Source organism: Parapedobacter soli, from assembly GCF_025460835.1.
Classification (GTDB): Bacteria; Bacteroidota; Bacteroidia; order Sphingobacteriales; family Sphingobacteriaceae; genus Parapedobacter; species Parapedobacter soli.
The window spans coordinates 96,456-111,117 of the sequence record NZ_JAMXAY010000003.1 but is presented as its reverse complement, the minus strand read 5'-3'; the positions used below and the strand labels follow the sequence as shown (position 1 = coordinate 111,117).

Below are 14,662 nucleotides of genomic sequence, written 5' to 3'. Positions count from 1 at the left end.
GCTAAATCTGCGTTTACATAGGGAAATTAACAGCATTTTAGCTAAGTTTGCAGCCAAAATATCCGGATGGTAAAAAAGAAGATACAGCGCACCCTCGTCGAACTGGCCAATATCCACCGGTTTGTGATGCGGTTCTTTCGAGAGGTATTTCGCCCGCCGTACGAATTTAAGGAAATCATCAGGCAATGTTATGAAATAGGGTGGAAATCCCTACCGTTGATTTCGCTTACCGGCTTTATCACGGGGGTGGTATTCACTAACCAGTCGCGCCCGTCTCTTGCCGAATTCGGTGCTACATCCTGGTTGCCGGCATTGATATCCATCGCCATCATCCGGGCGCTGGCCCCGCTGGTCACTGCATTGATTGCATCCGGCAAGGTTGGTTCGCAGATTGGTGCTGAGCTGGGTTCGATGAAAGTGACCGAGCAGATCGATGCTATGGAGGTATCGGGCACCAACCCATTCAAATTCCTAGTGGTGAGCAGGGTATTGGCTACCACCATCGGTATACCCATACTGTCTTTTTATACGGCGGCGGTAGGCCTGCTGGGGGCATTCCTCAGCGTCAACCAGGTCGAAAATACGAGCTTCCGGGTATATTTCGACCAAGTATTCGACGCGGTGACCTTCCTCGACGTGTTTTCGTTGGTGCTGAAGGCTGTCGTATTCGGATTTACGATCGGAATCGTGGGCTGTTACCAAGGCTACCATTCGTCGAAAGGGACCGAGGGGGTGGGTCGTGCGGCCAATTGGGCCGTGGTCATGTCGATGTTTCTGGTGTTTATTGAAGAAATACTCATTGTGCAGATTATCCAAGCAATGCGGGCATAATGTTAAAAACAGGAGGACATATCAACTACGACAAGCGGGTGATCACCGTGCGTAACGTGAGCAAATCATTCGGCGACCTGCATGTGCTGCACGGAGTCGACCTGGATCTGTTCGATGGTGAGAACCTTGTGGTATTGGGGCGCTCAGGCACTGGTAAGTCGGTGCTTATCAAGCTGATATCGGGGCTGTTGAAGCCCGACGCGGGCACCATTGAGGTGCTGGGCGAGCATGTGGATGAGCTCGATGAGAAAGCGTTGCAGGAGCTGCGGCTGAAAATCGGCTTTTCCTTCCAGAATAGTGCATTGTATGATAGTATGACCGTACGTGAGAACCTGGAGTTCCCGCTCGTGAGGAACAAACGCCACCTTTCGCGAAAGGAAATTAACTATGAAGTGGAAGACGTATTAGATGGGGTAGGGTTATTGCATACGCTGAACCAGATGCCTTCAGAGCTGTCGGGCGGACAGCGTAAGCGTATCGGGATTGCCCGCACGCTGATCCTGAGGCCCGAGATCATGCTGTATGACGAGCCGACCGCCGGCCTCGACCCCATCACCTGTATCGAGATCAACGGACTGATCAATGAGGTGCAGGAAAAGTACAAGACGTCGTCGATCATCATCACGCACGACCTCGCTTGTGCCAAAAGCGTGGGCGACCGTATCGTGATGCTGCTGGATGGCCGGTTTGAACGTGAGGGAAGTTTCGATCAGATTTTTGATACAGACGACGGCCGCGTAAAGCCGTTTCATGACTACAATTTTATCAATTAACTATGAGTGCGAGTGAAAATAGACGTTCGGTGATTGTTGGGTTGTTTGTGCTGATCGGGATTATCATCCTGGTGGCCGGCATCCTGGTGCTCGGCGGACAGCAAAACCGTTTTTCAAAGACCGTTACGGTAACCACTGTTTTTGATGATGTCAGCGGACTGAAACCGGGCAACAACGTATGGTTTTCGGGTGTCAAAATCGGAACGATCAAAAGCATCCGTTTTAAGAACCTGCAGGATGTGGAAATAGCGATGGTTATCGAGGCGTCGTCGCGCGAGTACATCCGCAAAGATGCCGTGGCCGAAATCGGATCGGAAAGTTTCATCGGCAACAAGCTGATTGTCATCAAGGGGGGGAGCAGTGATGTGCCGGCCATCGAGGACGGTGATGTGCTACAGGCAGCGGAAGCCGGCGGCCTGGATGCCATGATGGCCACGTTGCAGGTCAATAATGAGAACCTCGTGGAGATTACGCGTAACTTCGGCGAAATCAGCGGACGTATCGCGCGTGGCGAAGGCACAATGGGAGCGGTGTTGACCGACTCGTTGATGGCTCTCCAGGTCAAGCAGATGATCAGCAACCTGAACCAAACGGCCGCCAACACGGCTCAGGCATCGGCAGCACTCAACCAGTTGACCACCAAGCTGAATGCCGAAGGTACACTGATCAACGACCTGCTGACGGATACCGTGGTCTACGCGAACCTCCGCGGTGCTGTGGCTGAGCTGCAGGGTATCACCCAAACAGCGTCGGCACTGGTGAGTAACCTCAACCAAACTGCCGGCAAGCTGGATGACAAGGATAACGCCATCGGTGTCCTCCTCAACGACCCGGAAGCCGCTGAAAACATCAGGCAGACATTGATAAACCTCGAAACAAGTACCGAGAAGCTCGACCAGAACATGGAAGCGCTACAGCATAACTTCCTGTTCCGTGGGTTTTTCCGCAAACAAGCCCGAAAGGCTGAGCGCGATTCAATTAATAACACCAATCCGTGATGCGCTCGCTTATTCCGGTGCATGGCTCCGCCGATATGCCAAATAGAAGAGCTGTGGCAAAACCGTGAACGATAGCAACATACAGATGGGCAATCCGCCCACGATCATGATGGCAAGCGGTTTCTGGATTTCAGATCCCATACCGGTTGAGAGCGCCGCGGGAAGCAGGCCCATCGACCCCATCAACGCAATCATGACAACGGGCCGGATGCGGCTTTCGACCCCCAGCTGTATGGCTTGCCGCAACGGCATCTTTTTCTGCAGCAGGTTGGAACGCATCACTGCCACCAGGATGATGGCGCTGATGGTATTCACCCCGAAAAGGATAATAAAGCCAATCCCAGCCGATATGCCAAAGACCGTTCCCGTAGCCCATAGCGATATAAATCCACCGATAAAGGCAAAAGGGATAGCACCCACCGCCACGAGCGTGTCCTTGTAGTTTCCGAAATTGAAATACAGTAAGAAGAGGATCAACAGGAGTACCACGGGTACCACCAAGGCGAGTTGGCGGGTCGCCCGTTCCTTGCTTTCGAATTCGCCGGCCCAAACGATTCTGTTCGCGCGTGGGATATTGACGGTTTCGGATACCCGTCGCTGCGCCTCGGCAATGGTGCTGCCGAGGTCACGGCCTTCGATGCTGAAGCCCACGCCGATGTAACGGCTACTCCCCTCACGGTAGATGAACGCCGGGCCGGTATGGAATCCGATGGTTGCTATTTCCCGCAACGGAACGGATTTGCCATCCATAGTAGGGATGAGGATATTTCCAATTTTGACGTCGTCATCGCGGTATGTTTCCTGAAACCGCAGACGTACGTCGAAAATACGTTCGTCTTCATAAAACTGGGTGGCAGCCTGGCCGCCGATAGCCATAGTTACCACGGCCTGCACGTCGGCCGTGTTTACCGCGTAGCGCGCCATTTTATGGTCATGTAGCTGGATGCGCAGTTCCGGAAGGCCGATATTCTTGTAGACGGTCAGGTCGGTAATACCCGGTACCGTGGCGAGTACACGTTCCACTTGCCCGGCGTGGTCTTCCAATTGGTAAAGGTCGTCACCGAAGATCTTCACGACCAAGGCGCTTTTTACCCCTGCGACATATTCTTCCACATTGTCTTGGATGGGTTGGCTGAAGCCGAAATTGATGCCGGGATATGTTTCCAGTTTTTCCCGCATTTCGCCAAGTAACTGGTCCTTGGTTATCCGCCGTGTCCAATCGGATTCGGGGTGGAGCTGGATGTGGAATTCGATATTGAAAAACCCCGTGGGGTCGGTCCCGTCGTTGGGCCGCCCGGCCTGGCTCATCACGAACTCGACCTCTTCGAAGGAGCGCAATTGCTGGCGCATGGCCTGGGCCAGCTCCACCGATTCATCGAGGTTGATGCTGTTGGGTAAGGTAGCCCGTACATAGATGGCCCCTTCGTTGAGGTTAGGGATAAATTCCGACCCATAGAAAACGAAGCGTGCCACACAGACGACGAGCAATACGGCAAAGCCGCCCAGCGCGAGTTTACGTCTACGCTGGCCCCATGAAAGCAGCCATGTGGCAGCGAGATGGAATCCCCTGGAAACTTTATTCTCCCGCTCCCGGATGTTTTTCCGGAGGAGCGCCTTGCACATGGCCGGCACGTAGGTCAGGCTGAGTAGGAGCGAACCCAGTAGTGCGTATCCCAACGTAAATGCGAGCGGCGCAAACATTTTCCCCTCCACCTTCTGAAAGGAAAATATGGGTAGCAAGGCTACGATCAGGATGAGCTGAGCAAAGAATACATACGTAGCCACACTGGATATACTCTTTTTAATGATGCCCAGTTTGATAGTGTTGTTGAATCGTTCCATCCCCATGCGTTTCGCGCGGTTACGCATCCCCACAAAGACACTTTCTACAATCACCAGCGTGCCTTCCAGAAGCAGGCCGAAATCCAACGCACCCATCGAAATCAGATTGGCCGGCAACCCCTGGATGCGTAGCATGATGATGGCGAACAGGAACGATAACGGGATGACCGACGCTACAATTACGGTGGTACGCCAGTTGAACAGGAAAATAAACACGATGGCCGATACCAATACGATGCCCTCAGTCAGGTTTCTGGTAACTGTGTTTACCGTCGCATCTACCAATTCCGTGCGGTCGATAAAAGGTTCGATCTCAACATTTGCCGGTAAGATCCGGTCGTTCAATTCATCGATTTTGGCTTTCAGGCGTGTGATAACCGCACCGGGGTTTTCACCCCGGAGCATGATGACGATACCCTGTACGAGGTCGTCGTTGTCTTGTAAGCCGACCTGCCCCAGCCGCGGTTTAGCCGATATTTCCACGTGTGCCACGTGTTTAACAAGTATCGGCGTACTGCCTTTGACGGTGATAAGGATGTTTTCGATGTCTTCGATTTTATCAAGCAGCCCCACACCCCGTACCACGTAGGCCTGGTCGCCCCGCTGGATCACGTCGCCGCCCACATTGATATTACTTTTACTTACCGCTTCATAGACATCCAGTGGCGATAGGTCGTAGTTGACCAGCTCGGTCGGGTTGATTTTGATTTCATAGGTTTTTTCCTCTCCGCCGAAGCTCACCACGTCCGCTACCCCCGGAACGGCTACCAGTTCGCGTTCAATAACCCAATCGTGGATTGCCGTTATTTCGCGGATCGGCAGATCGCTCTTCACCACATACCTAAAAATCTCGCCTGTCGCACCGGAGGGCGGCTCAATATCGGCCGATACGCCGCTGGGCAAGTCGATCCCTTGTAACCGGTTGGATGCATACTGCTGGGCAAAAAAATCATCCACGCCATCTTCAAAGAGTACGGTTACTACCGAAAGGCCGAATAAGGATATGGAGCGGACTTCCGTTTTACGCGGAATCGTATTCACCTCCTTTGTAATGGGCAGGGTGACAAACTTCTCGACCTCTTCGGCGCTTCGGCCGGGCCACTGGGTGATGATCCGGGCCCGGGTGTTGGTCACATCGGGGTACGCCTCGATGGGGGTTTGTACCAGACAATACACGCCCACACCGAATAGCACGGCCGTGAAAAAGAAAACGATGAATGTGTTCTTCAGTGAGAAGGATACAATCCCTTGTACGATTTTGTTCATCCTTTAATCCTTTCGTAGATGAGCAGGTGGTTTTTGGTCACTACGCGTTCGCCCGCTTCCAGCCCGTCTCGCACGAAATACCATTCGCTATTGCGCGCAGCGAAGGAAAAACGCCGGAGTTGTAGATCGCAATCGCCGCGATACACCACCACGAAGTATTGGTTGTCGTCAAAAATTACAGCATCGGCCGGTAGTGCGACGGCGGTATCGTCGCTGCGCTTTTCAACCGTGATATCGGCAGACATGCCGGGCTTGAGCCGAAGCCCGTCGTTCCCGATGGTGATACGGGCCTTTAGTACACGCTCGTTCTTGTCAAATACGAGTGGTAGCGCAGCTATCTGCCCATGGAATACCGCCCCGGGATATGCCAAGGTGCGTATCTGCACATCCATGCCTGCTCGTACAAACTGCATGTCGGTAGCGTACACATTGGCCATCACCCACACATCATCGAGTCCGGATACGGTAAATAGGTTGTCGCCCTCGTTAATCGGGGTGCCGGGGTTGATGTTTTTTTCGACAATGTAACCGTCCGCTGGGGCACGGATTTCGAAAAGCCCCTGTTCAGTGTCGGGGTGGAATAACGCGAGATTGGCTGTCACCGAAGCGAGCTCGGCATGGAGCGCATCGAGTGTAGCCTTGGCTTCCAGTAATTCCCGTTCGGACGTAATCTGATCGTCAAACATCCCTTGTGCCGCCACGTATTCACGTTCAAGTACATTCCGCTGGGACTCGAGACGTTGTTGCTCGGCAAGTAGCGTACGGAGCTGGGGGCTGTTTATGACGGCGAGTGTTTGTCCTTTTTTTACATAGTCGCCGAGGAGAAAGTTCGTCTTTACAGCGACTCCAGCTATCCAACTTACAAACTGCACCACCTTTTCAGGATTATACGAGACTTCTCCGGTCAGCTGGATGTGCTGGGTCGCGGCTCGTTCCCGCAAGGTGTCTACAACCAATTCATTACGTAAGTTTTCGCTGAGGCAAAATGCTTCTGCCTGTTCCACTGCCGGTTGTCGGCCGGGGCTGCATGCGGTTATGGCCACGAAAGCCAGCAAAATCCAGCGGTATGTTATTGACCTACAATTCATGAGTTTATTTTTTCGTTATTCTAGTGCCGGGAGCCGGTCCCCGACGTAGTATCGGAGAGTTTCGTATTGGGTTAAAAGCTGCTTATCCGTTTCAAGCAAAAGGTCTTTGGTGGCGAGGTATGCGTCGAGAAAATCGAGGTATTCCAGTAAGCTGGTGTTCCGTTCGCTAAAGCTGTTGCGGTATCCCTGTAAGACGGTGTCGATGTCTGCGTTATACCGCCCTCCAAGCTGCTCGGCGCGCTTAACGGTGGCTAGCAGGTCCTGCCACGCACCGATCGCTGTACCGGTTACTTGGTTTCGTGTGTATTCCAGGTCCAGCCGCCGCCGTTCCACTTCCAAGCGGGCGACCTTGATCTGCTCTTGGTTGCGGTTGAAGAGCGGCAGGTCCATGGATATGCCAACGCCGATAAAGTCGCGCATAATGCTTCCCCCGCGGTCATACCCCACTGCAACCGTCAGATCCGGGGTACGATTTGCCTTTTGTAAACGCAGTCGTTGCTCGGCCTGGGTGATGTTCGTCTGCAGGGGTTGCAGCGCGGCGTGGTATTGATAAACCCATTGTGCGATTGTGTCGGCCGTCAGTGCGTTGATAATCGAGGCCGGCGGTGTCATTGGCCGTTCTCCGGTCACCTTAACGGCCAGGGGCGGAGCAAACCCCAGGAGGTTTCTCAGTGCCCGTTGCACGTTGCGGTTTTCCGCACGGACATCGTCTAACGCACGTTGTAATGTTACCACAGACGCTTTCAAACGCACATAATCCCCGCGCCCCACATTCCCTTGCTTCAGTTGCCGTTCGTAGCCGCTCAAGAGCCGCTGCTGCTCCGCTAACACGCGCTCATAGATAACAACGCGGCCCTGTGTATGACGTAGTGATGCGAGCTGGGCACGCAATTCGACCTGTAAGCTGCGCAGCAGTATGTCAAATTCCTGTTCGGCTAGCCGTAGCCCCGTCTCTTCAATAGCGATCAGCTTTCTCCGTTTTCCGGCGATCTGGATCAATTGTTCGATATCAACGGCCACTTGGGCATGGTTGCCCCATCTACCGGCTAGCCGTCCGAGATTTTCCGATCCCGCGTTCGCCCATCCGTTGATTTCGCCGATGGAAAGGGTAGGGTTTGGCCAACGTTTGGCTTGGATAACCCTTGCTTTCGCTTCATCGATTCCCAGTTTCCCTGCCAATAGTTTCAGGTTGTTTTCCAGAAAGATTACCTCGGCTTCCGCAGGGTGCAGCATCAACGTGTCTGGCAAGGCTGCTTGGATACGGATGGTGGTGGCAAAGCAGCACAATACACCCAATACCGTTATTTTCACGTTTTTATAGCACATGGTCGATCGTATTGCGGCAAAGGTAATCCCGCAACATTAGAATGGCCTTAACGGGGGATTAGAGTTGACCAAACTCCAGCATGGCGGTTGTCCCGCGGTCCGCTTCGGACGTCAATGAAAAGGCCACGCCGTTCTGTTTGCAGATGAGTACGGCGAGCGAGAGGCCGATGCCACTTCCCTTGGTGTCGCCGATGTTGCTGCCTCTGTAAAAGGGCTGGTATACAGACGCCAGCTCTTCCGCGGCAATGCCACGGCCGTTATCCTTGATGGTGAGCCGAAGGGATTGCCCACGCTGGTCGAGCTTGATTGAAACGGTGCGGCCGTCTGCATATTTAACGGCGTTGTCAACGAGATTAAACACCGCCAATTGCAGTTGGTTGCCGTTGCCTGTGGTTATTAACTGCTCCGGCTGCGAAACCGACATATTTACCTTTATCAGCTGTTTCGCAGCGGGCCAGCGCTCGAATATCCGGTCCAGCACTTCCCACAACATGTCGTCGACACGGTAGGTAGCATTACGTAAGGGATCGTCTCGGAGGCCTGCCAGTATCATCAGGTTGTTCAGGATACGCTCCAATTGCGAGGCCTGTACCAACACGGTTTGGCAGACCTGATGGTACTCGGCGGGTGTGCGGTCTTTTTTGCCGAACACTTCCAGGTTTCCGGTAATGGCGGCCAGCGGCGTCTTAAACTCGTGGGACACGTAATTGATGAAATTTTTCTGGATCACGAAGGTATCGGCCAGGCGGCTCAATAAGCCATTGAACGTGCTGACGAGGTCGTGGAGCTCGTCCTTCGCATGTGGAAGCGTCAGTGCGGTATCGAGGTTGTCTGCTTGCAGTCGGGTCACTTGATCGATGACGGAAGAGATCGGTTGGTAAGCAAGCCGGGAAAGCCAACGGCTCAGTAAGAAAATGATGATAAGCCCGGTTCCAAGTGCGATTCCCATCATGGCCAACAGTTGCGTGCGTTGGGAGAGGAAGAATGTGTTGCTCGAAGCAACGACTACGACGAAATCCCCTTGGTTATCCGGGTAATGGAGGATGTAAAAATAGTTTTCGCCCGTCCTGAATTGCAGTCGGCCTTCTTCCCGGGCACGCTGGAGCGTGGCCGTTGTTACCTGTACCGTCGATTGGCCGTTTCCATATCGAAGTTGATTTTCTCCATCGTATACCTTTACGTCGGTCTGCTGCATTTCCGCTTCGAAATCAGCCCGGATACGGTTATGTTCGCGTGTCGATAATTCGTCTTCATCGAGGTAAAACATGGCCGATAGCAAGCCTGTTTTCTGCAGCTCACTGAAAATGATACGTTCGGACGTGACTTGGAACGTGTAGTAAACCACAAACCCTGCGAACGCGAAAACCACGCCGAACGTCAGTGATGAAATGAGCGTAAGCCGGTTGCGGAGGGTCATTGGTCTTGATTATGGGTAGGTGCTTTCCAGAGATATCCGGCCCCTTTTACCGTATGGATGAATTTGGTCCCAGGCCGTTCGATCTTGCCACGAAGGTATGAAATGTACACATCCACCACGTTTGTGCTGTTTTCAAAGTCGATGCCCCACACCGCGCGGAGTAGCTGGGTGCGCGCGATAACCCGGTTCGGATGTTCCAGGAAATAGACTAACAATTTGTATTCCTTTGGCGAAAGATCAACCTGTTCACCGTGCACCGTGACCCGGTGTTCGTCCACGTTGACCAGTAGTGGTCCGCTGCTTAGCCCCTCCCTGTCAGACCGGTGTGCCAGCGTAGCACGTCGGATCAACGCATTTATTCGCGATAACAACTCGTTGAAATGGAAGGGCTTTACCAAGTAGTCGTCAGCCCCACTATCCAGGGCATCTACCTTGTTGTCTGCGGAGTCCAGTGCGCTCAATACGAGGATAGGGGTCTGGTTTCGTCGGTAACGAATCAGTTTCGTAAGCTGTACGCCATCTATCCCCGGCAACATGATATCCATAAGGATGATGTCCCACTCCTGCTCATTGATGTATGTCCTGGCCACCTCGGCCGAGGCGGCCAGGGTTACCGTGTGCCCGGCTTCTTCCAGACCCTTGATTACAAAATCACTGATGCGGGTGTCGTCTTCTACCAGCAAGATCGTCATGCAGCCGAAGATAATGTTTTCATCTCAAACGGCAATGACGGCCGTTAGGGAAACTATGGCTTACATCTCCGTGAGCCATTCTAAACGCTACGAAAAAATAACGCCCCTTTGACCTATCACAGCGTGCTTTTGTAAGACAACAACGCGCTATCGATATATGTCGGTGCACTATTGTAGTATGTCAAACGGGGTGGTAGTATCCTTTGGGGAGCGTATCCTTATGCGATAAAAGGGTGGGAATCAGCTGGGATATCGACGATTTGCCGAGTATCGTATTAGCTAGGTTGTAGCCATCTAATCCGAGGCATGCATTCGCTGAGTGCTGACGTCCCCCTCGTGCACGAGTACCTCCGGCAGTTCCTCGACATCCATTTCACCCTGGTCGGTGATTTCGGTAAATTTCACGGTAACGGTTTCGTTCACCAGTAGCGGGTCGTATGGCGTGCGTACTTTCACATAATTGCGGCTGAACCCGTGCATGTATCCGTCTTTGACGTCACTTTCAAACAACACGTCGCCCTCTTTACCTAGCTGGGTCTGGTAGAAAGCCCGCCGTTTCTTTTCCGATAGGATATGGAGCATCTTGCTGCGCTCGCCGCGCTGTGCCCCCGGCACGGCACCTTCCATTTGGGCGGCAATGGTGTTTTCGCGTTCTGAATAGGTGAATACATGCAGGTAGGAAATATCCAGTTCGTTGAGGAACTGGTAGGTTTCCAGGAAGTCCTCGCGCGTTTCGCCGGGGAAGCCGACAATCACGTCCACGCCAATACAGCAGTCGGGCATCAACGCTTTAATCCGTGCTACGCGGTCGGCATACAACTCGCGCTTATAGCGCCGGCGCATGAGTCCGAGTATCCGGTTGGAACCCGACTGCAGCGGGATATGGAAGTGGGGCACAAACCGCTTGGATTGTGCCACGAACGCGATGACCTCGTCGGTAAGGAGGTTAGGCTCGATGGAGGATATCCGGAAACGTGATATCGATTCCACCTCGTCCAACGCTTTCACCAAGTCGATGAACCGGTCGCAGCGTTCACCATCCCGGATGCCGAAATCGCCTATGTTCACCCCGGTGAGCACAATCTCCTTGACGCCCGAAGCCCCGATATCTTCCGCCTGCTTCATAATGTCGGCAATGGTGCCACTCCGGCTGGCACCCCGTGCCAACGGGATGGTGCAGAACGTGCAGGAGTAGTCGCAGCCGTCCTGTACCTTCAGGAACGTCCGGGTCCGGTCGCCCACAGAAAATGCGGGGATGAATACATTGGTCTCGGCAATCGGGGCATTATGTATAATCGGTTCAGTTGATTTTGTTAATTCATTGATATGCTCAATGATATTGAACTTTTCGGCGGCACCGAGTACCATATCTACACCCGGTATTTCGGTAATTTCGCGTGGTTTCAACTGCGCATAGCAGCCCACCACCACGATGTAGGCATCGGGGGAATGGCTGAGCGCTTCGCGTACCACTTTACGGCATTTCCGGTCGGCATTCTCTGTTACCGAGCACGTATTGATAACATAGATATCAGCAGGGTCATGGAAAGGGATGGGTCTGTAGCCAGCATTTTGGAAAATCCGACCAATAGCAGACGTTTCTGAAAAATTCAGCTTACATCCAAGGGTATAGAAAGCGACGCTCTTGCTCATGTTCGGGTGCCAAAGTTACGTAGAAAACCGCAAATAACTAAAGGCTTGCCAAATTCTCTGTGAGGAGTTGGAGCTTGGCCTCGGCATCCGCTTTCTTGTTGCGCTCGTTGGCCACAACGTCGGGCTTCGCATTTTGCACGAACCGTTCATTGGCCAACTTGGCGTTCACTGATTTCAGGAAGCCGTTGAGGTAGGCGATTTCTTTTGCGATCCGTTCCTTTTCGGCATGTACATCGATGTTTTGAGCGATATCCACATAACATTCGTCTTTGCCTACGAGGAAGCTCGTTGAGCCTGCCGGTTTTTCCGTTGTGAAGCGGATATCCGATACATTGGCCATTTTTTCCAGTGCCTCGGTATAGCGGGCATAATTTACATCTGAAGTGGCGTGGATGGCCAGCGGCAGCGTGGTCTTGGGCGAAAGCTGTTTGGCATTGCGGAGGTTCCGTATTTCCGATACCACGTGCTGTACCACTGCGAAGTCGGCCAGTACCTTGCTGTCGTACTCGCTGCATTTGGGGTATTCGGCCACGATGCAGCAGTCATGTGCCGCCCGTGTGCCGAAGAGGTCATCGTGCCATAGCTCCTCGCTGATGAACGGCATAAACGGGTGTATAAGCTTAAGCACCGACTCGAAAAAACCGACAGTAGTGTCGAAAGCCCCTTTAGCGATAGGTTGCTGGTAAGCCGGTTTCGCCAGTTCGAGGTACCACGAGCAGAAGTCGTCCCATACCAGCTTGTAGGTCGCCATCAAGGCGTCTGATATCCGGTAGTTGGCGAAATGGCCTTCGATTTCGGCAAGCGCCTGGTTGAAGCGGTGGCCGAACCAAACGGCGGCCTCGCGTTGTGCGGAAGAGGCTGTTTCGCCACTCACTTCCCAGCCCTTCACCAAGCGGAAGGCATTCCAGATCTTGTTGGCGAAGTTACGCCCCTGCTCGCAGTAGGCCACGTCGAACATCAGGTCGTTGCCGGCAGGAGAGGAGAGGAGCATGCCCACGCGCACCCCGTCGGTGCCGTATTGCTCCATTAGCTCGATGGGGTCGGGCGAATTACCGAGCGATTTGGACATCTTACGGCCCAGCTTGTCGCGCACGATACCCGTGAGGTAAACGTTCCGAAAGGGGGGGGTGCCGCGGAATTCGTGGCCAAAGATGATCATACGGGCCACCCAGAAAAACAGGATTTCCGGTGCAGTGACCAGGTCGTTGGTAGGGTAGTAGTAGTTGATATCTGCATTGTCGGGGTGTCTTGTGCCGTCGAATACCGACATCGGCCACAGACCCGAGGAAAACCACGTGTCGAGCACATCGTCTTCCTGCCGGAGGCCGTCGGTGGTTTTTCCCTGTGCAATAAACTCTTCAGACGCCTCTTTTTCCGTCTTGGCTACCACCCACTCGCCTTCGGCGTTGTACCAGGCCGGGATGCGCTGCCCCCACCATAGCTGTCTGCTGATGGTCCAGTCTTTGATGTTTTCCATCCAGTAGCGGTAGGTGTTGATGAACTTGTCGGGGATGAGCTTCACGTCGCCATTCACCACGTAGTCTAGCGCTGGCTTGGCCAGCTCCTGCATACGGCAGAACCATTGCATGGAAAGCTTCGGCTCGATAGCAGCATCCGTGCGCTCGGAAAAACCCACCTGTGAGGTGTAGGGCTCCGTCTTTTCCAGTAAGCCCGCCTCGTCGAGTAGCTTGGCAATGGCCTTGCGTGCGCTGAAGCGGTCTTCGCCCACTAAAATCTCCGCTTTATCGTTGAGTGTTCCGTCGTCGTTGAGGATGTCGATGACCTCCAGGTTGTGTTTTTGTCCCAGCTCATAGTCGTTCAGATCGTGCGCCGGCGTTACCTTCAGGCAGCCCGTACCAAAGGCGATGTCCACGTACTCATCCTCGATGATGGGTATCTCGCGGTTCACGAGCGGCACGATGGCCGTTTTCCCTTTCAGGTGGGCCCAGCGTTCGTCGTTAGGATTGATGCAAACGGCACTGTCGGCCATGATGGTCTCAGGCCGTGTGGTGGCAATGGTAAGGTAGGTGGGTATATCGCCCGGCTCTCCCTTCACCGCATACCGGACGTAGTACAGCGTCTGGTTCACTTCGCGGCGTATTACTTCTTCGTCCGATACCGCCGTGCGGCCCTGCGGGTCCCAGTTTACCATCCGTACCCCACGGTAGATGTACCCTTTGCGGTACAGCCGGATAAATGTGTCGATTACCGCGTCCGACAGGTCAGGGTCCATCGTAAACCGCGTCCGTTGCCAGTCGCAGGAGGCCCCAAGCTTTTCCAGCTGCTTCAGGATGATGCCGCCGTATTTCTCCTTCCACTCCCATGCATACTCAAGAAATTGTTCACGTGTTAGTTCTTTTTTGCTGATACCACGCTCTTTAAGCATGGCTACTACCTTGGCTTCCGTGGCGATGGAAGCGTGGTCCGTACCCGGCACCCAGCAGGCATTCTTTCCCTGCATGCGGGCCCGGCGGATCAATACATCCTGGATGGTGTTGTTGAGCATGTGGCCCATGTGGAGCACGCCCGTCACGTTCGGCGGAGGCATCACGATGGTATAAGGCTCCCGCTCGTCGGGTACTGACCTGAAAAAGCCATTTTCCTTCCAAAAGGAATACCATTTGCTTTCGGCTTCCCTGGGGTTGTATGTCTTGGATATCTGCATGGGATCGTCTGCGTTTTTAGGGACGCAAAATTAGCGAAAGATACGTGTTAAAGCAAATCGAATCTGCCCTGTACGGGAAGTATTGCTAACTTTGCCCCCCTAAGCAGTGCA

10 protein-coding genes are annotated in these 14,662 nt (G+C 53.5%); 3 read left to right on the top strand and 7 right to left on the bottom strand.

Annotated elements, in window-relative coordinates:
- Positions 1–66: 66 nt before the first annotated feature.
- The 3 genes from NGM62_RS02630 to NGM62_RS02620 are packed head-to-tail and all read left to right on the top strand — an operon-like array spanning position 67 to position 2,602.
- Positions 67–831 carry an MlaE family ABC transporter permease gene (locus NGM62_RS02630; protein WP_262245638.1) on the top strand — a complete coding sequence of 255 codons (765 nt, stop codon included), beginning with the start codon at positions 67–69 and terminating at the stop codon, positions 829–831.
- Positions 831–1,604 carry an ABC transporter ATP-binding protein gene (locus tag NGM62_RS02625; RefSeq protein ID WP_262245637.1) on the top strand — a complete coding sequence of 258 codons (774 nt, stop codon included), beginning with the start codon at positions 831–833 and terminating at the stop codon, positions 1,602–1,604. The genes NGM62_RS02630 and NGM62_RS02625 overlap by 1 nt, the downstream gene beginning before the upstream one ends.
- Before the next feature lie 2 nt (positions 1,605–1,606).
- Positions 1,607–2,602 (top strand): MlaD family protein, encoded by a 996-nt coding sequence (locus tag NGM62_RS02620; RefSeq protein ID WP_262245636.1) that lies wholly within the window; start codon positions 1,607–1,609, stop codon positions 2,600–2,602.
- Positions 2,603–2,611: 9 nt separating this feature from the next.
- Here NGM62_RS02620 and NGM62_RS02615 read toward each other — a convergent pair whose 3' ends face one another.
- From NGM62_RS02615 to NGM62_RS02585, 7 genes are all read right to left on the bottom strand, one after another.
- Complete coding sequence (locus tag NGM62_RS02615; RefSeq protein WP_262245635.1) at positions 2,612–5,710, bottom strand: efflux RND transporter permease subunit; 3,099 nt, start codon at positions 5,708–5,710, stop codon at positions 2,612–2,614.
- Positions 5,707–6,798: an efflux RND transporter periplasmic adaptor subunit gene (locus NGM62_RS02610; protein ID WP_262245634.1), complete on the bottom strand. Its 1,092-nt coding sequence runs from the start codon at positions 6,796–6,798 to the stop codon at positions 5,707–5,709. The genes NGM62_RS02615 and NGM62_RS02610 overlap by 4 nt, the downstream gene beginning before the upstream one ends.
- Before the next feature lie 15 nt (positions 6,799–6,813).
- Positions 6,814–8,124 carry a TolC family protein gene (locus NGM62_RS02605; RefSeq protein WP_262245633.1) on the bottom strand — a complete coding sequence of 437 codons (1,311 nt, stop codon included), beginning with the start codon at positions 8,122–8,124 and terminating at the stop codon, positions 6,814–6,816.
- A gap of 58 nt (positions 8,125–8,182) precedes the next feature.
- Positions 8,183–9,541: a sensor histidine kinase gene (locus NGM62_RS02600; RefSeq protein WP_262245632.1), complete on the bottom strand. Its 1,359-nt coding sequence runs from the start codon at positions 9,539–9,541 to the stop codon at positions 8,183–8,185.
- On the bottom strand, positions 9,538–10,233 hold the full coding sequence (locus tag NGM62_RS02595; RefSeq protein WP_262245631.1) for a response regulator transcription factor: 696 nt from the start codon (positions 10,231–10,233) through the stop codon (positions 9,538–9,540). The genes NGM62_RS02600 and NGM62_RS02595 overlap by 4 nt, the downstream gene beginning before the upstream one ends.
- 294 nt (positions 10,234–10,527) lie before the next feature.
- Positions 10,528–11,886 (bottom strand): tRNA (N(6)-L-threonylcarbamoyladenosine(37)-C(2))-methylthiotransferase MtaB, encoded by a 1,359-nt coding sequence (gene mtaB, locus NGM62_RS02590; protein ID WP_262245630.1) that lies wholly within the window; start codon positions 11,884–11,886, stop codon positions 10,528–10,530.
- 37 nt (positions 11,887–11,923) lie between these two features.
- Entirely contained in the window at positions 11,924–14,551 is a 2,628-nt protein-coding gene (locus NGM62_RS02585) for a valine--tRNA ligase (RefSeq protein ID WP_262245629.1), read from the bottom strand.
- Positions 14,552–14,662: the final 111 nt, after the last annotated feature.